The following is a 20,551-nucleotide window of genomic DNA, read 5'->3' as shown; positions in this document are numbered from 1 at the left end:
TCGCGCTCCGGCCCTCCACAATTCCGGATACCGGGCGGTAACGTCGCCACCGCCCTGCAGTCAGATGTGAGCGCGAAGGGGCCCTCATGGCGACGACGGACATGCATCCTCCTCACCCGGCCCTGCCCGGTGACGAACTGGCCCGCGCGCGGTGGCAGCGCATGTGGAGCCACCGCGAGCAGCTGCTCAGAGTTGCCCGCCGCAGGTCCATGAGCGCCGAGGACGCCGAGGACGCCGTCCAGGAAGCGATGCTGCGCGCCGCCGAGAACCCGCATCTCGACGACGCGCGGCTGGGCGCCTGGCTGACGACGGTGACCATGCGCCTGTGCGTCGACCGGTACCGGCAGGTCAATCGCGAGGCGCAGGTACGCAGCAGTCCGACACTCACCGCACCCGGCCCGGTCCCCGTCGACGAGGCGGTGTGCGACCGGGCGGAAGCGAAGTGGCTGGCGTTCCAGAGCCGGGAGCTGCCCGCCCGCCAGGCGGAAGCGCTCCGGCTGAAGGCGCAGGACCGGGATGTCGGTCAGGTCGCCACGGAGATGGGGCTCAGCTACCAGGCGGTCGAGTCGTTGCTGGCCAGGGCCCGGCGCACGCTGCGCAACTCGCTGGCCGGCACGCTCGGGCTCGTCCTGTGGCTGTGCGGGCGCAGCCGGACTCAGGCGGGCGGGAACGTCCAGGCCGTGGCCGCCGCATCCACGGCGGCGGCGACGCTGGCCGTGATGGGTCTGGTCCTTCCCTTCGCGTACGAGCCGGACGAGCCCCGCGCTCCGCGAGGCACCACGACGTCGGAGGTGGCGGACGCGACGGACACGGCGAGGCACGGGACGCCGCCGGCCTCGTCCGGTCGATCCGACCACGGCGCGGCGGACTCCGCTTCCCCGGCCGGCTCAGTGCCGCCGAGCCCGGGGGCCTCGCCGTCCGGGCTGCTCGGGGTGTTGCCGGAGGTGGCGGAGGTGCCCGAGGTGGCCGTGCCCGAGGTTCCCGAGGTGCCGGAGGTGCCTGGGGCGACCGTGCCGGACGTGCCCGGGGTGGCGGTGCCCGAGGTCGCCGTACCCGAGGCGGCCGCGCGCGAGGTCGTCGTACCGGAGGTGCCCGTACCGGAGGTGTCGCCGTCGCTGCGGACGGTGCCCGGCCCCGCGCTGCCCACGACCGGGTCCACGCCCTCGACCTCCCCCTCGACCTCGCCCTTGATTACGCGCTGAATTCGCCCCCGTAAAAAATCTTCGCCTTTTCGCGACGGACGCGCCGCCCTTCCCCGTAGAGCAGATGTCAGAGCTGCTCCCCGCTGAAGGGTGAACCGGATGGGTGTCGAGATCTGTGTGGAAGGGTTGACGAAATCCTTCGGCCACCAGGTCATCTGGCAGGACGTCTCACTGACGCTGCCCGCCGGCGAGGTGTCCGTCATGCTCGGCCCCTCGGGTACGGGCAAGTCGGTGTTCCTCAAGACGCTCGTCGGCCTGCTGAAGCCGGACCGGGGTTCGATCCGGATCGCCGGGAAGGACATCACCGAACTCCGCGAACGCGACCTGTACGAGGTGCGCAAGCTCTTCGGTGTGCTGTTCCAGGACGGCGCGCTGTTCGGTTCGATGAATCTGTACGACAACATCGCTTTCCCGCTGCGCGAGCACACCCGTAAGCCGGAGAGCGAGGTCAGGCGGATCGTCCTCGAAAAGATGGACATGGTCGGCCTGATCGGCGCCGAGGACAAGCTGCCCGGCGAGATATCCGGCGGCATGCGCAAGCGGGCCGGGCTGGCGCGGGCGCTGGTGCTCGACCCGGAGATCATTCTGTTCGACGAGCCGGACTCGGGGCTCGACCCGGTGCGCGTGGCCTATCTCAACCAGCTCATCGTGGACCTGAACGCGCAGATCGACGCGACTTTCCTGATCGTCACCCACGACATCGCGTCCGCCCGGCAGGTCCCGGACAACATCGGGCTGCTGTTCCGGCGCGAGCTGGTGATGTTCGGCCCCCGCGAGGAGCTGCTCGCGAGCGACGAGCCGGTCGTACGGCAGTTCCTCAACGGCCGTATGCAGGGCCCGATCGGCATGGCGGAGGAGAAGGACGCCGCCCAGGTCGAGCAGGAGCTCGCCCAGCTCGACGCCGGTGACCACCGCGGACCGAAGGGCGGCAAGGGGGCCTCCGGGGCGGGCATCACCCCGCGCCTGCTGCCCAGCCCCGGTGTCACCCGCCCGCCCCGGTGGCAGGCGATCGCCGAACGGGAGGAGCGGCTCCACCAGGCGGAGGCCGGGAAGGCCGCAGAAGCCGAGGAGACAGCGGAGCCCGCGGAGGCCACAGAGAGGGCAGAGGCCACAGAAACCGCAGAGGTCACAGAAACCGCAGAGGTCACAGAAACCGTGGCCTCCGCAGAAGCGGCGGAGGTGAGGGACGCATGAGCCTGTCCCCCACCGGAGCACTCAGGCATTCCGGCAGCCTCTTCGCCATGGCGCTGGATGTCCTCAGGACTCTCCCTCGCCGGCCCTTCCAGGTACGTGAGTTCATCCAGCAGGCCTGGTTCATCGCCAGCGTCACCATCCTGCCCACCGCCCTGGTCGCCATCCCGTTCGGCGCCGTCATCGCGCTCCAGATCGGCAGCCTGACCCGGCAGCTCGGCGCCCAGTCCTTCGCCGGCGCCGCCTCGGTCCTGGCAGTCCTCCGCGAGGCGTCCCCCATCGTCACGGCCCTGCTCATCGCCGGGGCCGGCGGCACCGCGATCTGCGCGGACCTCGGGGCGCGCAAGATCCGCGAGGAGATCGACGCCATGCAGGTGCTCGGCATCGACCCGATCCACCGGCTGGTCGTGCCCAGGGTGCTGGCCACGATGCTCGTCGCGGTCCTGCTCAACGGCCTCGTCTCGGTGGTCGGAGTGGCCGGTGGCTACTTCTTCAACGTGGTCCTGCAAAACGGCACACCAGGCGCATATCTGGCCTCCTTCACCACGCTCGCGCAGCTCTCCGACCTCTGGGCGGCCGAGTTGAAGGCACTGATCTTCGGTGCCATCGCCGCGATCGTCGCCTCGTACAAGGGCCTGAACGCCAAGGGCGGGCCGAAGGGCGTCGGCGACGCGGTGAACCAGTCCGTGGTCATCACCTTCATGTTGCTGTTCGTGACGAACTTCGTGCTGACCGCCGTCTACTTCCAACTCGTTCCGCAGAGGGGATAGCGATGACTCTGCCGAATCCGCTGAAAGGTGCCGGACGCTCCCTGGAGGAGCTGGGCACCCAGCTGGTCTTCTACGGGCGTTCCCTCGCCTGGACCGGCCGCACCCTGCGCCGCTACAAGAAGGAAGTCCTGCGCCTGCTCGCCGAAGTCAGCTTCGGCCGTGGCGCCCTGGCCGTCGTCGGCGGCACGGTCGGCGTCATCGCCTTCCTCTCCTTCTTCACCGGCACAGAGGTCGGACTCCAGGGGTACGCCGCGCTGAACCAGCTCGGCACCTCCAACTTCGTGGCGTTCCTCTCCGCGTACTTCAACACCCGCGAGATCGCCCCACTGGTCGCCGGGCTCGCCCTCTCCGCGACCGTCGGCGCGGGCTTCACCGCCCAGCTCGGCGCCATGCGCATCAGCGAGGAGACCGACGCGCTGGAAGTGATGGGCGTCCCGTCGCTGCCCTTCCTGGTCACGACCCGGATGATCGCCGGTTTCGTCGCGGTGATCCCGCTGTACGTCGTCGGGCTGCTCTCCTCGTACTTCGCCGCCCGGACCATCACCACCGGCTATTACGGGCAGTCCGCCGGCACGTACGACCACTACTTCCAGCAGTACCTGCCACCGGTCGACGTCCTGTGGTCCTTCGGCAAGGTCATCGTCTTCGCCGTCGTGATCATCCTGGTCCACTGCTACTACGGCTACTACGCGAGCGGGGGCCCCGCCGGGGTCGGTGTCGCGGTCGGCCGTGGCGTGCGTACGTCCATCGTCGCCATCAACATCCTCGACTTCTTCCTCAGCCTGGCGATCTGGGGCGCCAACACGACCGTACGGATAGCGGGGTAGGCCCATGCCCATACCGATACCGACTCTGACCCGGGCCACGAAACTGCGGCTGTACGGGATCGTCTTCCTCGTCGTCATCACGCTGCTGCTGTCGCTGACCGTCGCCGTCTACCAGCAGGTCTTCACCCCGGCCGTCCGCATCACGCTGGAGGCGAGCGCCCTCGGCAACCAGCTGGAGCCGCGCGCGGACGTCAAGCTGCGCGGCCTGCTGGTCGGCGAGGTCCGCGAGGTGCGCGCCGACGGCAAGAAGGCGACCCTCGACATCGCGCTCAAGCCCGAACATGTCGCGCTCATCCCGGCCGACGTCCATGCCCGGATGCTGCCGAAGACGCTGTTCGGCGAGAAGTACGTCGACCTGGTCGCCCCGCGCAACCCTTCGGCGCGGCACATCCGCGCCGGTGACGTCATCACCCAGGACCGCACCAAGGTCGGCATCGAACTCCAGCGCCTGATGAACGACCTGCTGCCGCTGCTGCGCACCGTACGGCCCGCCGACCTGAACGCCACCCTGTCCGCGTTCGCGACCGCGCTCGAAGGGCGCGGCGACAGGATCGGCGCCAACCTCGTACGCCTGGAGGGCTACCTGCGCAAGATCAACCCGCACATGCCGTCCATCAAGGAGGACATCTCGCGGTTCGCGGATGTGGCGGAGGTGTACAGCGAAGCCGCCCCCGACCTGCTGCGGATCCTGGACAACACGCTCACCACCAGCCGGACTCTGGTCGAGAAGGAGGACCAGCTGGCGTCGGTGCTGACCTGGACGGCGACCGCCGCGGACACCGCGGAAGGCGTGCTCGACGACAACGGCGAACGGCTCATCACTCTGGGCCGCGTATCCCGTCCCACTCTGGCCCTGTTTGCCCGCTACTCGCCGGAGTACCCCTGCCTGCTCGACGGTCTGGTGCAGCAGGAGGCGCGGGCCGAAGAGACGTTCAGGGGCGGGGAGATGCGCATCACGCTCGAATTCGTCCACCCTCGGCCCCCTTACAAACCCGGCGAGGAACCGCGCTATGCCGATCGCTCAGGACCCGACTGCAGAGGTCTGCCGAACCCCGGGACTCCCGCCCCACCGACCAAGCTCAACGACGGTACGTCAGGCACGTCCGGTGCGTCCGGCAAGTCGGGTGCGTCCCGCACTTCCGGCACGGCGGCCGAGCAGCGGGCCGTCGCCTCGCTCGTGGCCCCGGTCATGGGTGTGCCTGCCGACGAGGTGCCCGCTGTCGCGACCCTGCTCTTCGGTCCGATGGCCCGCGGAACGGCGGTGAGCGTCGTATGAGCGCGATTTCGACTACCGCACAACTGGTCAAGTTCAGCATCTTCACCGTCGTGACCGTGCTGGCGACCGCGGTACTCGCGGCCACCATCGTCAATGTCTCCTTCACGCCCCAGGACACCTACAGCGCGGTGTTCAGCGACGTAACGAGCCTGGAGGAGGGCGACGACATCCGGGTCGCCGGGGTACGGGTCGGCGAGGTCGAGTCCATAAGGATCAAGGACCGGACGCTGGCCGAGGTCACCTTCAGCGTCTCGCGCGACCGGCCGCTGCTCACCAGCACCGGTGCCGTCATCCGCTACCGGAGCCTGGTCGGACAGCGGTACATCGCGCTGACGGAAGGCGCCGGGGACGGCAAGCGGCTGCCGGACGGCGGACAGATCCCGCTCTCCCGTACCGAGCCGGCGCTCGACCTCAACGCGCTGCTGAACGGATTCAAGCCGCTGTTCGCGGCATTGAGCCCGAAGGACGTCAACCAGCTCGCCACCGAGATCATCAGGACCCTGCAGGGCGAGGGCGGCACGGTGAACAGCCTGCTCGCGCACACCGCATCCCTCACCACGACGCTCGCGGACCGCGACAAGCTCATCGGTTCGGTGGTCGACAACCTCAACACCGTGCTGAAAACCGTGAACAAGCGCAGCACCCGCTTCTCCGATCTCCTCGCGCAGCTGCAACGGGTGATCTCGGGCCTGTCGGCCGACCGCAAGGCCATCGGCGGCTCACTGGCAGGCATCAACGGCCTCGCAGAGGCCACATCGGGCCTGCTCAAGGACACCCGCCCGCCGCTGAAGACCGACATCGCGGAGCTGTCGGAGCTCGCCGGAACGCTGAAGGACAACGAGAAGACTGTGGAGGGCGTCCTGAAGCGCCTGCCGAACAAGCTCAACAAGCTGACGGGCACCGCCTCGTACGGCTCCTGGTTCAACTTCTACCTGTGCGACTTCGACGGCCGGATCGTGCTGCCGAAGACCTCCGAAGTGATCACACCCGAACTGCACGTGGCGCGGGCGAGGTGTGGCCGGTGATTCCCTTCCGTGAGCGCAACCCCGTGACGATCGGCGCCGTCGGCCTCACCACCATCGCGCTGCTGATCGCCGCGGCGTTCAACGTCGAGAGCCTGCCGCTGATCGGCAACGGCGAGAAGTACAGTGCGGCGCTCTCCGAGGCGGGCGGCCTCAAGCCCGGCGACGAAGTCCGTATCGCCGGGGTCAAGGTGGGCAAGGTCGACGACGTCGACCTGGACGAAGACCACGTCAAAGTGACCTTCCGGATCAAGGGAGGCCCGGAGTTCGGCACCAGGACAGGCGCGTCCATCCGGATCAAGACGATCCTTGGCGCGAAGTACCTGGCACTGGAACCGAAGGGCCCCGGGCAGATGCGGCCCGGCAGCGAGATCCCGCTGAGCCGGACGGTGGCGGCGTACGACGTGGTGGAGGCCTTCAGCGACCTGACGACCACCACGGAGAAGATCGACACGGAGGAACTGGCGACCGCCCTGGACACCATCTCGGCCACCTTCGAGGACTCGCCCGCCGAGGTCAGGGCGTCCATCAAGGGACTGTCGAAGATCTCCCGGACCATCGCCTCCCGGGACAAGGCACTGCGCGAACTCCTCGGCCACGCCAACGGTGTCACCGGTGTGCTCTCGGAGCGGTCGGGCGAGTTCACCAAGCTCGTCAAGGACGGCGACAAGCTCTTCAAGGAGATCGCCGAACGACGCCAGGTCATCCACGCGCTGCTCAAGAGCTCGGTCGCCCTCGGCATCCAGCTCTCGGGCCTGGTCGAGGACAACCGCAAGGAGATCGGCCCCGCCCTCAGCAACCTGAACGCGGTGGTCAAGCTGCTGGAACGCAACCAGGAGAGCCTCAACCGCAGCGTCAAGCTGATGGCGCCCTTCGCCCGGGTCTTCACCAACACCCTCGGCAACGGCCGCTGGTTCGACAGCTACATCCAGAACATGGTCGCCCCCACACCGGTGACCCCGCGGACGGAGGGATCACGGTGATCAGAAACAACCGCTTCATCCGTCGTATCGCGGTCCGTCATATCGCGCTCGTCACCGCACTGGTGGTCGTCGCGGGACTGGCCGTCGTGTACTGGCCGGAGTCGCCCAGGGTCCGGATCACCGCGTACTTCCCGCGCACCGTCGGCATCTATCCCGGTTCCGACGTACGTGTCCTCGGCGTCAGGATCGGCGAGGTCAAGAAGATCACGCCGGAGGGCGAGCGGGTCCGGGTCGAGCTGGAGTACGAGGGGGAACGCAAGGTCCCCGCGGACGCCAAGGCCGCGATCATCAATTCCTCGGTGGTCAGCGACCGTTACGTACAGCTGCTTCCGGTTTATCGGGATGGCCCGGCGATGAAGGCAGGCGCCGTCATTCCCGAGCACCGCACGGCCGTGCCGGTCGAGCTGGACCGCGTCTTCGACAGTCTCCGTACGACGGCGGACGCGCTCGGCCCGAAGGGCGCCAACAAGGACGGCTCGCTGTCCCGACTCCTCGGGGTCAGCGCGGACAACCTCAAGGGGCAGGGCGATCAGATGCATCAGACCGTCGAGGACCTCTCGCAGGCCGTCACCACGCTGTCGGGCGGCCGGAAGGACCTGTTCGGGACCGTACAGAACCTGCAGGTGTTCACGGCCGCGCTGGCGGCCGACGACAAGAGCGTCCGGTCGTTCAACGACAGCCTGGCCAAGGTCGCCGAGCAACTCGCCGGTGAGCGCAAGGATCTGGCGGCGGCGGTCAAGCACCTGGCGGCCGCGCTGGCCGATGTGGCCGACTTCGTGAAGAACAACAAGAAGGCGCTGACCGCCAATGTGAAGGGCCTCTCCAAAGTGACCAAGGTGCTGGTCACCCAGCGCGCCGCCCTGGAGGAGCTGCTCGACGTAGCCCCCGCCGGGCTCTCCAACCTCCAGAACGCATACAACCCGGAGTCCGGCACGCTCGACACCCGCAACAACCCCGACCATTCCCAGGACCCGGCCGCGCTGCTCTGCTCCGTGCTCAAGACGACCGGGGAGAAGGCGGACTGCCGGGACCTGAAGAAGCTGTTCGACTCACTGCCGGAGCTGCCCGAGGCCGACCCTGTGACCGGGGAGGCGGGGGCGGTGTCGGGTTCCGGCTCCGGCTCGGTCGACAGGACGCTGGGCGGAATCCTGGAGGCCCGCGCATGAGCACAATCTCCAGTACTCGCAAGGCGGCCCTGTGGGCGGCTGCCGGTTCGCTGCTGCTGACCGGATGCGAATTCAATGGCCTGTACGACGTCCAGCTGCCCGGCGGCGCCGCCGCGGACGGCCATGCCTACCGTGTCACCGTCGAGTTCAGAGACGTACTGGATCTGGTGCCCCAGTCCACGGTGAAGGCGAACAACGTCACCGTCGGCGCCGTCGAAAAGGTCGAACTGGACGGCTGGCACGCCAAGGTGCGACTTCGCGTCGCCGATTCGGTGAAGCTGCCCGCCAACGCGACAGCCGAGCTGCGCCAGACCAGCATGCTCGGCGAGAAGTACGTATCACTCTCGCCCCCGACGGACGTCGCACCCGTGGGCAGGCTGACCGACGGCGCGAAGATCCCACTGTCCCGCAGCGGACGCAATCCGGAGATCGAAGAGGTACTTTCGGCGCTTTCCGCCCTGCTCAACGGTGGTGGGGTGGCTCAGCTCCACACCATCACCACGGAGTTGAACAAGGCGTTGGAGGGCCGCGAGAACCGGGTCAAGTCCCTGCTCTCCGAGCTCGACACCTTCATCGGCGGCCTCGACAAGCAGCGCGCCGAGATCATCCGCGCGCTGGAGGGCATCGACAAGCTCGCCAAGAGGCTCGCGAAGGAGAAGGCCACGATCGGCCGGGCCATCACCACCATGCCGCCGGCACTGAAGGTGCTGGCCGACCAGCGCACCAAGCTGACCACGATGCTCACCTCCCTCTCGAAGCTCGGCAAGACGGGCACGAAGGTGATCAACGCGTCGCGCGCCGACCTGACCGCCAACCTGCGAAGTCTCCGGCCGATCCTCCAGCAGCTGAACAAGGCGGGCAGCGATCTGCCCAACGCGCTGGAGCTGCTGACGACGTACCCGTTCCCGCGCAATGTCGTGGGCGCCATCAAGGGCGACTACGTCAACCTCAAAGTCACCGCCGATCTCGACCTCAACAGCATCTACGGCAACCTCGCCGACGACCCGAAGAAGCCCGCCAAGCCCGGAAAGCCCACGCTGCCCGGGACCCCCGACGTCCCCGGCGTCCCCGAACTCCCCGAAACGCCGGGCCTTCCGGAGACCCCGGAGCTGCCGGACGCACCGGAGCTGCCGGATTCACCCCCTTCGAACCGGCCGCCAGGAGAAGGAGACGAGGACGGCGGAGACGGGGACGTGCTGTGCCCGCCGGTGTGCACCAGCAGCTACTCGTCGTACGGCGACTACCCCTCGTACGGCGGCTTCGGCTCCGACTTCGGCTCCGACTTCGACCTCGCTCTGGCGGAGCTCATGCTGAAGGGGATGCAACCGTGATCACACGTACGGTCAAAGCCCAGCTGGTCGCATTCTCCCTGGTCACCGCCCTCGGGGTGTCCTACGTCGGCGCCGAGTACACCGGACTGGTCGACCGCATCCTGGACCGCGGATACACCGTACGAGCCGACTTCGCCGACTCCGGAGGCATCTACTCGGGCGCCGAGGTCACGTACCGAGGGGTCCCGGTGGGCCGCGTCGGCGATCTGCGGCTGACCGGCGCGGGCGGGGTCTCGGTGGCGCTCCTTCTTGAGGGGGACGCTCCGCAGATCCCGGCGGACTCTCTGGCGGTCGTGGCGAACCGTTCGGCCGTCGGCGAGCAGTATGTGGATCTTCAGCCACGTGCCGGGAGCGGCCCGTACCTCCATGACGGCAGCGGCATCGCCCGGCGGAACACCCGGGTGCCGGTACCCACCACAGACCTGATCCTCAGCCTGGACCGGCTGGTCAACTCGGTGGACAAGCAGGACCTGCGGATCACGGTCGACGAACTGGGCAAGGCGTTCGCCGGCACAGGCCCGCATCTGACCCGGCTGGTGGACTCGGGCAATGACCTGGTCGAGTCGGCATCGGACTCGCTCCCTCAGACCATCTCGCTGATCGAGGACTCGCGGAAGGTTCTGAAGACCCAGGCAGACAAGGGCTCGGCGATCAAGTCGTTCTCCAGCGATCTGGCAGACCTGACCGCCCAGTTGAAGTCCAGCGACGGCGACCTGCGCGCCCTGATGGGCAACGGCACATCCGCCGCCCAGCAGATGAACTCGCTGCTGAAGTCGAACGAGCCCCACCTCCCGGTCCTGCTGGGAAACCTGATCAGCGGCGGCCAGATCACCGTCGCCCGGCTCCCCGGCGTGGAACAGATGCTGGTCACCTTCCCGGTGGTGGTGGCGGGCAGCCATACGGTCATCCCCGGTGACGGCACCACCCACTTCGGGATGGTGGTCAACGCCGACGACCCACCGCCGTGCCGTCAGGGCTACGAGACGCAGCGCCGCGACCCGTCGGACACCACGAACCGCCCGGCGAACACCGACGCACGCTGCACAGCGCCGCGCGGAGGCGACACATCGGTCCGCGGAGCCCAGAACACCCCGGGCGCCGGCAGCCCGACCGGAAGGCCCGTCGAGATCGGCTCGACAGGCGGAGAACAGAACTTGTTCGGAAAGGACTCATGGCAATGGCTGCTAGTAGGACCAATGGCATGACCCACACGCTCACGACCCGCGCAACCCGCCCTGTGCGCCGCCTTTGGGCCGTCCTCCTGCGCGCCGCCCGCCGCGGCAGGGCGCTCCCTGCCGGACTCGCCGTAGTGGCCACCGTACTGGCGGCCGCGTCCGGCTGGCTGGGCGTCCAGTGGTACGAGCGCAATGAGACCGACCAGCGGCACGAGGACATCCTGACCGCGGCCCGCCAGTCCGCGCTCAACTTCACCTCGCTCGACTACCGCCACTACGACCGCGACAGCAAGAACGTACTGAACGGCGCGACCGGCGACTTCAAGAAGCAGTTCACGGCGCAGACCGCACAGCTCACAAAGCTCGTAGCCGCCAACAAGTCGGTATCCGAAGGCCAGGTACTGGATGCGGGCATCGCGAGGGCAGACGAGCGCTCAGCCCGTGTCCTGGTCGTGGCCGACAGCAAGGTGACCAACAGCGCCGCTCCCCAGGGCACGGCCCGCAACTACCGGCTGCAGCTGGACCTGGTGTTCGAGGACGGTCGCTGGCTGACCTCGAACGTCGAGTTCGTCGGCTGAACACCACCAGCACCATCGCACCACCCGTAAGGAGACCCACAGTGGCGAACCAAGCCGTCCGAGTGGCAGCGGCCGCCCGCGCCGCGGCCAAGCGAGCCGATAAGGCACGCCGCGCAGGCAGGCCCGAACCCATCTCGTCCCGAACGCTGTCCGTAGCACCAGCAATCAAGCCGGACATATCTACCGAGCCAGCCCCAGACGCAGCAACCGATCCCATCCACCCCAAAGGCCCGTCAAGCCGCCGCTCCGGCCTGCTCAGCGCGGCCCTGGCGGTCCTGGTCGTAGCGGGTCTGGCCGCAACCACCGCACTCGCCCTGGACCACCGGGAAGCCCAGCGGACGGACCAGGCCCGCACGGACGCACTGGCGGCAGCGCGCCAAGCGGCCCCCACCATCCTGTCGTACGACTACCGCCACCTGGACCGCGACTTCACCACCGCCCGCGGCCACCTCACCGGCTCCTTCCTCAAGGAGTACGGCAAGACGACAAAGACCGTGGTCGCACCGACCGCCAAGAAGTACCGAGGGGTGGTCAAGGCCACCGTGGCGAAGCCGCCGGGCGACGACGGTTCGGCAGCGGTTTCGGTGGTATCGGCCTCCCCCGACAAGGCCGTAATCCTGCTCTTCATGAACCAGGTCACGAAGAGCACCCAAATCACCGGACCACGCGTAGACCTGAACCGGGTGCGGATGACCCTGACGCGTACCTCCGAGGGCTGGAAGGTGAGCGCGGTGGACGCGCTTTAGCGGACGCCCATGAGGCACGTGGTCGGCATGGACTTGTCCCACGTCATCAGCGAAATATCCCGCTCCGGCGCACGCTTCGCAGCCACCCTCACCGACACGGAGCTGCGCAGCCCCTCAACGCTGCCCGGCTGGACCCGTGGCCACGTCGCCGCCCACGTGGCCAGCAGCGCCGACGCCTACGTATGGCTGCTGGCCGTCGCCCGCACAGATGCCGACCCCGCGCCACGGGCCGGCACCGAGGCGCTCGCCCGACGCCGCAGTCACTGCCGACGGTCCAGTCCCGGATCCACCCAACTGGCCACTGCCACCGGCCCCGGGCTGGAACTGAGCCCGGGTCACCACCGCAGTGAGCGACCTGCCCAGCGAAGCAAAGTCCCAGATCAGGGCGATTGAGTCCTGAGGCCGGCGTGCGGCTCACACTGGCTCGCCTTGCCCACAGATTGACCTACGCCGATTGCGCGAGGCTGCGCCGCCATCGTTGTCCGCGGCTGCTGGTAGAACGCTCGCATGACTTACAGGTTCATAGCGCAGGTCGCCTGCGGGCTCGACAACGAAGACGAAGACGACTGCATGATGGCGGGAGTCGCCGAGTCTGATGATGGTGACGCCTTCTCTCTGATCTTCATGTGCGACTTCGAGGAGCCCGACGCCCAAGAGGTGTCCCTCGGCTTCGACACTCACTGCCTGGTCACGCCCGACCAGGGGACCGCCTACGGCTGCGTACGCGAGGTCACGCTCAACGGTGATGTGCTGCGAGTCGTTCTCGACCCTGATTCCTTGGCTTCTCTCGGTTTGGACGAACCCGTTATCGAGGTTGTGCTGCGCGCTCCTCCGGAGGACGTTGGCCGCATGCGGGACGTGCTACCGCGCATCCTCGCCTACGGCCGGCCTGCCGCACGCCCATTCCTGGTCGAGCTGTAATCGGGATTCATTGCTTGCGCATCCGGAGCAGCCACTGAGTGAGGCAAAGAGCGGCCTACAGGCCCCCGAGGTGTTGAGAGAGCCAGTCAGGATGCCGCTCGCGTAGTGCGTCGCGATCGGCCTGGGTCGGGGCGATCACGTCGATCCCACCGTCATACGGGTGGACGAGCCATCCAAGATCTGCTGGAGCAACGATGACTCCTGCGGTATCGAAATCGGCGACCATGCACAGCAGCGGATTGAGGGCTGTAGTCAGGTTCGGAAGTAGCCCCGCATAGAGGTGCGTGTAGATCCGGAACTCCGGTTCCTCGGTCTCGTCTTCGAGGACGGTTCGCCAATAGTCGCCCGGTACGACGTGCTCCAAGTCGGCCTGCCGACCATGCGGGGATGGGTCATCGCTCCATTCGCAGGTGATCACGCGGAGTTCCGGCGGGGCATAGAGATCGGCGAGAAGCGCATGCTGACGGCCGAGCAGGATCGTGTACTCCTCCTCGGTGTCGGCGTACCGCTTGGACTCCGGAAGACTGTGTAAGCGCACCCACCGGTCCGGGCAGGCTGTACGGAGCAGGTGCCCGAGTGGCAGCGCGCCGGGCCAGTTGGAATCCCATGCCGTATCGAGGTCCAACAGGCCGCCGCCAGGAGTAGGAGGAGGCGTCACGGGCAGCTCGCGAAGAACTCGCGGACATCGGCGGCGAGGTTGCGCATGGCCTCGCCCGGCGCGTGCACAGTGGTGGTCTCGAAGTGCCACTCGCTAGACGGTGGCCGGTCATGCAGCCCCCACGTCAGGTGAACGTAGCCACCCGGGCCGCGCTCTGCCGAGAGCGTCAGATCGCGTTCAAGCGAACGCCACGACCGCGCTCCTTCCCATCCCCGGAAGTCTTCCGCCAGCTCCTCGAGAAAGGCATCAAGACCGTCACCACCCCACGTCCTCACTGACACCTCGACGCACAGCCATTCGCCGCGCGCGTTCACAAGGAAGTCGAGCATCAGGTCGTCCCCATCCTCTGGGAATGGCCTCATCGGCTCGTAGAGACGCAACCGAATCGCGCGCGGACCGCCGTCTCCTACGTAAACGGCGGAGCCGTCTGTATCTTCTTCCTCGATCACCTTCGCAGGCTAGGACGGCAGCGCATCTCCTGACTACGCATTTGCCCGGCGTCCAGACGAAGGGCCCTACCCCAGAAGGGCCGCCACGGCGCGCGCAGGGGATCACAGCACCGGGGCGACCGGTCTCGTCAGCACAGCGCCTCGAGGACCCGGCTGCGCAGGGTCTCGTTCTCGATCGTATCTGCGTAGCGCCAGGCCGCGGCCGTGACCTCTTCGGTTTGCAGCTCGACGACATCGGCCGAGGTTCGGAAGAGGAACCGGAAGTCGAAGTGCCGGTGATCGGGCTCACCCTTGGCAGGGTTGGCGGGGATGTGGTGGGCGTCGATGTGTACAGGGCGGTGTCCGGCAGCCACGACGGCCGAGGCCGTAATGCCGGTCTCCTCGGTCAACTCGCGCTGCGCGGCGGCGAGGAGGCTGGTGTCGTCGGCCTCGAGGTGTCCGCCGGGCAGGAGCCAGCGGTTCAGGGCGAGGTGCTTGATGTGGAGCACACGGCCGGCGGGGTCGGCGAGGATCGCCCCCGCGGTGACGTGGCCGCGGAACTCCTTCCGGCTCGCGAGGTCAGCCTCGGCGTCGAGGAGTTCGGGGATGGAGGCGAGCCGCCACATCTCGTCGGGGTGAGCGTCGAGGTAGTCGTCAAGGGTCTCGCGGATATGGTCGGGCGTGATGGGCACCGGGTGTCTCCTCACCGGTTGAAGTAGTCGAGCCAGGTCGCGGCGATAGTGGCGCGGTCGGTCGAGCTGATCTCGTGCATTCCGGGGTCAAGGCCGCCGCGGCCAAGCGCGGCGGAAGCGGCGAGTATCTCGGCCTGTACGAGGAAGATGAACGGCCCCACGCTGGCGCCATGCAGGAAGTTGACGGCGTTGCCACCGTTGAGCAGGTAGAAGTAGTGGCCGGTCGTCAGGTAGCGGGTGACGTGCTCGCCGATGTGAGCGCGCTCGTACACGTCCGGCAGTCCGGCGAGCTCAAGCTCGTCCTCGCTGCTGGTCACGGTGGCGACGTACGCGCCGTTGCGCAGCCTGGGGAAGTCCTCACCGCGCAGCGAGAGCGCCCCGGTCGCGCACAGTACGAGCCCGGCGTCGCTGAGTCCGGCCTCGCGGTCACGGGCCACCGTGAAGCCCTGCGAGAGTACTTGTGTACGGCGTACGGGATCGATGTCGTACACCGTGACCCGTACGCCCTTGGCGTGCAGCAGACGGGAGATGCTCGACCCGAGCTTGCCGAAGCCGATCACGAGCGCGGTACGGCCGTGCAGGATGTCTCCCCGGCTGCGCATGAGCGCCTCGGTCGAGAACACGACCGACTGGCCTACGAGGAAGTCCTCGGGGTCCTTGAGTGGCGAGCGGGCCACCGAGACGACCGGGCAGGGCAGCTTGTCGAGGTCGGCGTAGCGACGGTGCCCGTTCTCGGTGTCCTCGACCACGCCGAGGATCTGCCCCGAGAAGCGATCGCACAGCGCCTCGAGCGACGGGGCGAAGTACCCACCGACATCGAGCAGGACGACACGGCGCCCTGCGGCGCGCGCCTCGACGTACCGCACGGCGCGCTCGGGATCGGCGAACAGCTCGCGCGACAGCTTGTCGCACGCGTGCCCGTCGCCCTCGACCTGGCGCAACGCCTCGGCATGCACGGACTTCGGCTTGGGCAGCACTGCCCGCAGCTCGGTCACACCCGCCACGCCCCGCACGAACGCTGGGCGCTCCGGCAGGAGGTGCGTGATCAGGAACGCGGCAGGGCGCTCGGCGGGCGCGAAGCGTGAGGCGATCCGGCCGAAGTAGGCGTCGAGTCGGGCACGTTCGAAGGGTTCCATTCAGCGGGCTCCTTCCGATACGGATGTGACTTTGAAGGCAAGCCACACGGTCTTGCCGACTGTGTGCTCGACGACGCCGCAGTCGTCCGCCAACTCCTTCACCAGGTGGAGCCCGCGTCCCGTGCTCCTGTCGGCAGACGGAGACAGGACCTGGGGACACCCGTCCCCGCTGTCCCGTACCTCGATCCGGAGGAGTTCACCGTCCGTGCTGAGTCTCACGCAGAACTCCCGCCCCGGCGGAACTCCGTGGAGCAGGGCGTTCGTGGCCAGCTCGGAGACGCACAGCCGTATGTCGTCCTGCCGGTCGGAAACGCCCCACTCCGTAACGGTGCCGATAACGAAGGCGCGCGCAGCGCGGACGGAGACGCGAGATCGGGGAAACCGCTGTTGCCGTGACAGGGACACGGTGAACACCACCTTGATCCTGGGCTGAAGGCTCGAGAGAACCATACTGCCATTCGCGAAAGGTAGCAAGGTCGTGGGGCCCCAAGTGGATACCGTCAGTGATGCGCTTACCGTGTAAAGCAGCAAGGTTCGCAAATCGTCACCTGTGCAGGAGGATGCCGTGGGCAGCGGTGAGTGGGTCAGCACTTCGACGCCGTATCTGAAGCCACAGGCGAAGGGGCAGCCCGATACCTGGGGTGCTGAGGCAGCTTCCCGAGGCCGCAGAGGAACTCAGCGCATCGTTCATGCAGGCGAAGTCGTGGCGCCACCCGAGGTGGCGGAGCTGCTCGGGGTTACAGAAGGGGAGGATGTCGTCGTACGCCGCCGCATGATGTATCTCGACGGCCAGCCCTGCGAATTGACGGACACCTTCTACCCCTCGCACATCGCCCGGGGCACCCGCCTCGCCGAGACAGCGAAGATTCCCGGTGGCGCGGTCACGCTCCTCGCCGACCTCGGGCACGTTGGCGTACGCGTCCGTGAGGACGTGACGGCCCGGATGCCTTGCGCAGAGGAACGGGAGGCGTTGCAGACCGGGCCGCACGAGCCTGTCCTGCAACTGACGCGGATCACGCTGGACGGCCACGACCGGCCAATTCAGGTGGACATGATGACCATGCCCGCCGACCGCCAGCGGCTGCGATACGAGATCAGGATCGGATAACGGTGCCCACGACCGAAGCGAACGCGTACGACCACCGTTCTCTGCACGAGCGGATCGCCGCGGACCTGCGCGACGAAATCATGAGCGGCGACCTCGGCCCCGGGGCCAAACTGCCGTCAACCGTGCAACTCAAGGCCAGGTTTGACGCCTCGAACGCCACAGTCCAGAAGGCCCTGCAGCTCCTCAAGGACGAGGGCCTGGTAATCGGGCGGGCAGGCGCGGCCGTGACAGTACGCGAGCACAGGCAGCGGACCATGCGACCCGCGTCGTTCATGGCCCCGGCGGAGTCCGGAGCGCCGTACCGCTGGCTCACCGAAGCGGCGAAGCACGGCGCGCAGGCGCGGAGCCGACTGCTCGAAGTCGGGGAAGCCACACCCCCTGCGGACGTCTCCGCAGCCTTGAACCTTCCCGAGGGCGGTACGGCCTTGCTGCGTCGCCAGGTGCTCATGCTCGACGACGAGCCGACGGAGCTGGTCACGTCCTACTACCCCATGGACATTGGCCGGGGTACGGCGATGACGGAGCGCCGCAAGATCAAGGGCGGTACGCCTACGCTCCTCGCCGAGCTGGGCTACCCACCCCGGCAGAGCGTGGACAGGATCTCCGCGCGAGTTCCCACCCAGGAGCAGTACCGGGCACTTCAACTCCCCAGCGATCTCCCGGTCCTTCGAACCCTGCGCGTCGTCTACAGCGACCACCACCGCCCCATCGAAGCCACCATCATGGTTAAGGCCGGTCATCTATACGAGCTGCAATACGAGTTCACACCGGAGTGACGATGCAGCGCACGCTCACCGACGCACAGTGGAACGACGCCCGCCTGATCTGGCAGTACCACCAGATGCACCACGAGCCGCGCCCTTGCTCGGTAGCGGTCGCCCTCGGTAGCCACGACCTCGGCGTAGCGACGGCCGCGGCCGATCTGTACCGCGCCGGGCTCTTCCCCGTGGTCGTGTTCAGCGGCGGCAACAGCCCGACCACAGCGGCCCGCTTCCCGCGCGGCGAGGCGGTCCACTACCGCGAGCACGCGCTCGGTCTGGGCGTGCCCGACGACGCGATCCTCCTGGAGACCGAGGCAGCCAACACCGGGCAGAACATCACGCTCTCGCGCGAGGCGCTCCGCGCGGCGAGTGTCGAGGCCTCCTCGCTGCTCCTGATCTCCAAGCCGTACATGGAGCGCCGCTCCTACGCCACATGCCGCAAGCTGTGGCCCGAGGTCGAGGTCGTCTGCGCTTCCGAACCGCTCAAGTTCGACGACTACATCAAGGCCATCGGCGACGAGAAACTCGTCGTAGACATGCTCGTCGGCGACCTGCAACGAGTGATCGAGTACCCGCGGCTCGGGTTCGCCCTCGAGCAGGAAGTACCCGGGGATATCCATGACGCTTACAAGCGCCTCTTGCGCTCCGGTTTCGACAGCCGACTCATCAAGCCCTGACACGCTTAGGCAGAATTTGTCGCTATCCCGACTCAGTCCACTCCAGAAAAGCAAAAGCCCCAGGTCACGGCGAGTGAGTCCTGAGGCTTCTACAGAGCCGCCTTCGGGATTCGAACCCGAGACCTACGCATTACGAGTGCGTTGCTCTGGCCAACTGAGCTAAGGCGGCGCCGCTGCCGAACCATGGTGCGATCAGCAGCGCGCCCAAGTCTACACAGATTCCGAGGGTGCTCCGAACACGCCCGTCCTACCCGCCTTTCCGCAGGTCAGGGGCACTTCTTGCCGTCTTCGGGGGCCGTGCCCTCCAGCAGGTAGTTGTTGATCGCCGTGTCGATGCAGTCGCTGCCCCGGCCGTACGCCGTGTGGCCGTCGCCGTCGTACGTCAGGAGGGTGCCCGAGGCCAGCTGGTCGGCCAGGGACTGGGCCCACTTGTACGGGGTCGCCGGGTCGCGGGTGGTGCCGACCACGACGATCGGGGCCGCGCCCTTCGCCTCGATGCGGTGTGGGGTGCCGGTGGCCTTCGTGGGCCAGTAGCTGCAGTTCAGGGAGGCCCAGGCGAGGCCCTCGCCGAAGACCGGGGATGCCTCTTCGAAGGAGGGGAGCGCGGCGCTTGCGGCTTCGGGGCCGGTGAAGGCCGGGGGGAGGTCCAGGCAGTTCACGGAGGCGTTGGCGAACATCAGGTTCGTGTACGAGCCGTCTTCGGAGCGCTCGTAGTAGGTGTCGGCCAGGGCGAGCAGGCTCGCGCCGTCGCCGCCCATGGCGCGGGTGAGGCTGTCGCGCAGATCGGTCCAGGCCGACTCGTCGTACATCGCGGCGATCACACCCGTGGCCGCGAGGGATTCGCCGAGGGGGCGGCTCTGCCCGGTCGGGACGGGCTTGGCGTCCAGGTCGTCGAAGAACTCCTTCAGGCGCTCGCCGGCTTCGTCGGTGGTGCCGGTGCCCAGCGGGCAGTCCTTGCGCTCGACGCAGTCCGCGGCGAAGGACTGGAAGGCGGTTTCGAAGCCGGCCGTCTGGTCGCGGTTCATCTCGCGGGCGGGGAGAGCCGGGTCCATCGCGCCGTCGAGTACGAGACGGCCTGCGCGGCCGGGGAACAGCTCGGCGTACGTTGCGCCGAGGAAGGTGCCGTACGAGGCTCCGACGTAACTCAGCTTTTCGTCGCCCAGTACGGCGCGTACGACATCCATGTCGCGCGCCGATTCCACCGTGGAGACGTGCGGCAGGATCTCGGCCGAGTGCTTGTCGCAGCCGGCCGCGAAATTCTTGAAAGCTTCGACCAGCTTGTCCGTTTCGGGCCTGTCGTCGGGCGTCTGGTCGACCTGGGTGTACGCGTCCATCTCCTTGCCCGTCAGGCATTCGACGGGCTCGCTGCGGGCAACGCCGCGCGGGTCCACCGCCACCATGTCGTATCGGGCGCGGACCGGCGCAGGGTAGCCGATGGCCGCGTACGACTGGAGGTAGCCGATCCCCGAGCCGCCGGGACCGCCCGGGTTCACCAGGAGGGAGCCGAGGCGCTTGCCGGGGCCGGTGGCCTTCTTGCGGGAGACGGCCAGCTCGATGTCGGCCTTCTCCGGGTCCTCGTAGTCGAGCGGGGCCTTCACCGTGGCGCACTGGAAACCGGGGGCGCCGCACTTACGCCATTTCAGCTTCTGCTCGTAATACGTCTTGAGGGCGGCCGGGACCGATTCGGGCGGCACGGACGCCGAGGCACGGGGCGACGAACCCCCCGGCGAACAACCGGAGATGAGCAGACTCGTGGTCGCGAGGGCGGTGGCAGAGAGCCGGATCAGGCGCCTGGTGTCCATTCTCGGAGCGTAGTGCGGCGATGACGGATCGTGCGTACACCTGCTCGTACGAGTGAGCCGGTCAACAGTCCGGCCGGTCAGCAGCGCGGCACGGTCAACCG

General features: G+C 67.8%; 23 protein-coding genes and 1 tRNA gene. 17 read left to right on the top strand and 7 right to left on the bottom strand.

What is annotated here, in order from left to right; all coding sequences use genetic code 11:
- The first annotated feature begins 86 nt into the window (after positions 1 to 86).
- The 14 genes from PXH83_RS16355 to PXH83_RS16290 all read left to right on the top strand — a co-directional run bounded on the left by PXH83_RS16355 (position 87) and on the right by PXH83_RS16290 (position 13,188).
- Positions 87 to 1,202 carry an RNA polymerase sigma factor gene (locus PXH83_RS16355; protein ID WP_274561094.1) on the top strand — a complete coding sequence of 372 codons (1,116 nt, stop codon included), beginning with the start codon at positions 87 to 89 and terminating at the stop codon, positions 1,200 to 1,202.
- A 99-nt stretch (positions 1,203 to 1,301) separates the two neighbouring features.
- Positions 1,302 to 2,396 (top strand): ABC transporter ATP-binding protein, encoded by a 1,095-nt coding sequence (locus tag PXH83_RS16350; RefSeq protein WP_274561093.1) that lies wholly within the window; start codon positions 1,302 to 1,304, stop codon positions 2,394 to 2,396.
- Positions 2,393 to 3,163 (top strand): MlaE family ABC transporter permease, encoded by a 771-nt coding sequence (locus PXH83_RS16345; RefSeq protein WP_274561092.1) that lies wholly within the window; start codon positions 2,393 to 2,395, stop codon positions 3,161 to 3,163. The genes PXH83_RS16350 and PXH83_RS16345 overlap by 4 nt, the downstream gene beginning before the upstream one ends.
- A 2-nt stretch (positions 3,164 to 3,165) precedes the next feature.
- Complete coding sequence (locus PXH83_RS16340) at positions 3,166 to 3,990, top strand: MlaE family ABC transporter permease (RefSeq protein WP_274561091.1); 825 nt, start codon at positions 3,166 to 3,168, stop codon at positions 3,988 to 3,990.
- A gap of 4 nt (positions 3,991 to 3,994) precedes the next feature.
- Positions 3,995 to 5,266 carry an MCE family protein gene (locus PXH83_RS16335; protein WP_274561090.1) on the top strand — a complete coding sequence of 424 codons (1,272 nt, stop codon included), beginning with the start codon at positions 3,995 to 3,997 and terminating at the stop codon, positions 5,264 to 5,266.
- Entirely contained in the window at positions 5,263 to 6,291 is a 1,029-nt protein-coding gene (locus PXH83_RS16330; protein WP_274561089.1) for an MCE family protein, read from the top strand. Before PXH83_RS16335 ends, PXH83_RS16330 begins: the two co-directional genes overlap by 4 nt.
- Entirely contained in the window at positions 6,288 to 7,271 is a 984-nt protein-coding gene (locus PXH83_RS16325) for an MCE family protein (protein ID WP_274561088.1), read from the top strand. The genes PXH83_RS16330 and PXH83_RS16325 overlap by 4 nt, the downstream gene beginning before the upstream one ends.
- Positions 7,272 to 7,312: 41 nt before the next feature.
- A complete protein-coding gene (locus PXH83_RS16320) occupies positions 7,313 to 8,437 on the top strand; it encodes an MCE family protein (RefSeq protein WP_274562856.1) in 1,125 nt (374 codons plus the stop codon).
- A complete protein-coding gene (locus tag PXH83_RS16315; RefSeq protein WP_274561087.1) occupies positions 8,434 to 9,768 on the top strand; it encodes an MCE family protein in 1,335 nt (444 codons plus the stop codon). Before PXH83_RS16320 ends, PXH83_RS16315 begins: the two co-directional genes overlap by 4 nt.
- Positions 9,765 to 10,973 carry an MCE family protein gene (locus PXH83_RS16310; RefSeq protein ID WP_274561086.1) on the top strand — a complete coding sequence of 403 codons (1,209 nt, stop codon included), beginning with the start codon at positions 9,765 to 9,767 and terminating at the stop codon, positions 10,971 to 10,973. Before PXH83_RS16315 ends, PXH83_RS16310 begins: the two co-directional genes overlap by 4 nt.
- Positions 10,970 to 11,521 carry a hypothetical protein gene (locus PXH83_RS16305; RefSeq protein WP_274561085.1) on the top strand — a complete coding sequence of 184 codons (552 nt, stop codon included), beginning with the start codon at positions 10,970 to 10,972 and terminating at the stop codon, positions 11,519 to 11,521. Before PXH83_RS16310 ends, PXH83_RS16305 begins: the two co-directional genes overlap by 4 nt.
- Positions 11,522 to 11,562: 41 nt before the next feature.
- Positions 11,563 to 12,267, top strand: coding sequence for a hypothetical protein (locus tag PXH83_RS16300; RefSeq protein ID WP_274561084.1), 705 nt, complete (start codon positions 11,563 to 11,565; stop codon positions 12,265 to 12,267).
- 27 nt (positions 12,268 to 12,294) lie between these two features.
- A complete protein-coding gene (locus tag PXH83_RS32480) occupies positions 12,295 to 12,660 on the top strand; it encodes a maleylpyruvate isomerase N-terminal domain-containing protein (RefSeq protein WP_274561083.1) in 366 nt (121 codons plus the stop codon).
- A 114-nt stretch (positions 12,661 to 12,774) separates the two neighbouring features.
- Positions 12,775 to 13,188 carry an Imm10 family immunity protein gene (locus PXH83_RS16290; protein WP_274561081.1) on the top strand — a complete coding sequence of 138 codons (414 nt, stop codon included), beginning with the start codon at positions 12,775 to 12,777 and terminating at the stop codon, positions 13,186 to 13,188.
- Between the two features lie 55 nt (positions 13,189 to 13,243).
- Here PXH83_RS16290 and PXH83_RS16285 read toward each other — a convergent pair whose 3' ends face one another.
- The 5 genes from PXH83_RS16285 to PXH83_RS16265 form a co-directional block, all read right to left on the bottom strand.
- The gene (locus tag PXH83_RS16285) at positions 13,244 to 13,813 is read right to left on the bottom strand and encodes a DUF3885 domain-containing protein (protein ID WP_274561079.1); all 570 of its coding nucleotides are present in this window, start codon (positions 13,811 to 13,813) and stop codon (positions 13,244 to 13,246) included.
- 29 nt (positions 13,814 to 13,842) lie between these two features.
- On the bottom strand, positions 13,843 to 14,295 hold the full coding sequence (locus PXH83_RS16280) for a DUF6228 family protein (RefSeq protein WP_274561076.1): 453 nt from the start codon (positions 14,293 to 14,295) through the stop codon (positions 13,843 to 13,845).
- 128 nt (positions 14,296 to 14,423) lie between these two features.
- Positions 14,424 to 14,966 carry an NUDIX hydrolase gene (locus PXH83_RS16275; protein ID WP_274561073.1) on the bottom strand — a complete coding sequence of 181 codons (543 nt, stop codon included), beginning with the start codon at positions 14,964 to 14,966 and terminating at the stop codon, positions 14,424 to 14,426.
- 11 nt (positions 14,967 to 14,977) lie between these two features.
- Positions 14,978 to 16,102, bottom strand: a complete 1,125-nt coding sequence (locus PXH83_RS16270) for an adenosylhomocysteinase (protein WP_274561071.1) — start codon at positions 16,100 to 16,102, stop codon at positions 14,978 to 14,980.
- Positions 16,103 to 16,507: an ATP-binding protein gene (locus tag PXH83_RS16265; RefSeq protein ID WP_274561069.1), complete on the bottom strand. Its 405-nt coding sequence runs from the start codon at positions 16,505 to 16,507 to the stop codon at positions 16,103 to 16,105.
- Positions 16,508 to 16,667: 160 nt separating this feature from the next.
- Between PXH83_RS16265 and PXH83_RS16260 the strand changes: the two genes are divergently transcribed.
- The 3 genes from PXH83_RS16260 to PXH83_RS16250 are packed head-to-tail and all read left to right on the top strand — an operon-like array spanning position 16,668 to position 18,648.
- Positions 16,668 to 17,210, top strand: a complete 543-nt coding sequence (locus tag PXH83_RS16260; protein ID WP_274561068.1) for a GntR family transcriptional regulator — start codon at positions 16,668 to 16,670, stop codon at positions 17,208 to 17,210.
- Positions 17,207 to 17,986, top strand: a complete 780-nt coding sequence (locus tag PXH83_RS16255; protein ID WP_274562854.1) for a GntR family transcriptional regulator — start codon at positions 17,207 to 17,209, stop codon at positions 17,984 to 17,986. The genes PXH83_RS16260 and PXH83_RS16255 overlap by 4 nt, the downstream gene beginning before the upstream one ends.
- 2 nt (positions 17,987 to 17,988) lie before the next feature.
- Positions 17,989 to 18,648 (top strand): YdcF family protein, encoded by a 660-nt coding sequence (locus tag PXH83_RS16250; protein ID WP_274561067.1) that lies wholly within the window; start codon positions 17,989 to 17,991, stop codon positions 18,646 to 18,648.
- 95 nt (positions 18,649 to 18,743) lie between these two features.
- On the opposite strand, the gene PXH83_RS16245 is transcribed toward PXH83_RS16250, so the two are convergent.
- Positions 18,744 to 18,817: transfer RNA gene (locus PXH83_RS16245), tRNA-Thr, on the bottom strand.
- A gap of 97 nt (positions 18,818 to 18,914) precedes the next feature.
- Positions 18,915 to 20,450 carry an alpha/beta hydrolase gene (locus PXH83_RS16240; RefSeq protein WP_274561066.1) on the bottom strand — a complete coding sequence of 512 codons (1,536 nt, stop codon included), beginning with the start codon at positions 20,448 to 20,450 and terminating at the stop codon, positions 18,915 to 18,917.
- Positions 20,451 to 20,551 lie beyond the last annotated feature (101 nt).

The sequence above is a fragment of the Streptomyces spiramyceticus genome (genome assembly GCF_028807635.1).
GTDB lineage: Bacteria > Actinomycetota > Actinomycetes > Streptomycetales > Streptomycetaceae > Streptomyces > Streptomyces spiramyceticus.
This window is presented reverse-complemented; position numbering and strand designations above follow the sequence as displayed.

What these genes read in the sequence shown, in the direction of transcription:
- PXH83_RS16355 (WP_274561094.1), top strand. Translation starts at nt 87, where the DNA reads ATGGCGACGACGGACATGCATCCTCCTCACCCGGCCCTGCCCGGTGAC.
- PXH83_RS16350 (WP_274561093.1), top strand. Translation starts at nt 1,302, where the DNA reads ATGGGTGTCGAGATCTGTGTGGAAGGGTTGACGAAATCCTTCGGCCAC.
- PXH83_RS16345 (WP_274561092.1), top strand. Translation starts at nt 2,393, where the DNA reads ATGAGCCTGTCCCCCACCGGAGCACTCAGGCATTCCGGCAGCCTCTTC.
- PXH83_RS16340 (WP_274561091.1), top strand. Translation starts at nt 3,166, where the DNA reads ATGACTCTGCCGAATCCGCTGAAAGGTGCCGGACGCTCCCTGGAGGAG.
- PXH83_RS16335 (WP_274561090.1), top strand. Translation starts at nt 3,995, where the DNA reads ATGCCCATACCGATACCGACTCTGACCCGGGCCACGAAACTGCGGCTG.
- PXH83_RS16330 (WP_274561089.1), top strand. Translation starts at nt 5,263, where the DNA reads ATGAGCGCGATTTCGACTACCGCACAACTGGTCAAGTTCAGCATCTTC.
- PXH83_RS16315 (WP_274561087.1), top strand. Translation starts at nt 8,434, where the DNA reads ATGAGCACAATCTCCAGTACTCGCAAGGCGGCCCTGTGGGCGGCTGCC.
- PXH83_RS16305 (WP_274561085.1), top strand. Translation starts at nt 10,970, where the DNA reads ATGACCCACACGCTCACGACCCGCGCAACCCGCCCTGTGCGCCGCCTT.
- PXH83_RS32480 (WP_274561083.1), top strand. Translation starts at nt 12,295, where the DNA reads ATGGACTTGTCCCACGTCATCAGCGAAATATCCCGCTCCGGCGCACGC.
- PXH83_RS16290 (WP_274561081.1), top strand. Translation starts at nt 12,775, where the DNA reads ATGACTTACAGGTTCATAGCGCAGGTCGCCTGCGGGCTCGACAACGAA.
- PXH83_RS16270 (WP_274561071.1), bottom strand. Translation starts at nt 16,102, where the DNA reads ATGGAACCCTTCGAACGTGCCCGACTCGACGCCTACTTCGGCCGGATC.
- PXH83_RS16250 (WP_274561067.1), top strand. Translation starts at nt 17,989, where the DNA reads ATGCAGCGCACGCTCACCGACGCACAGTGGAACGACGCCCGCCTGATC.
- PXH83_RS16240 (WP_274561066.1), bottom strand. Translation starts at nt 20,450, where the DNA reads ATGGACACCAGGCGCCTGATCCGGCTCTCTGCCACCGCCCTCGCGACC.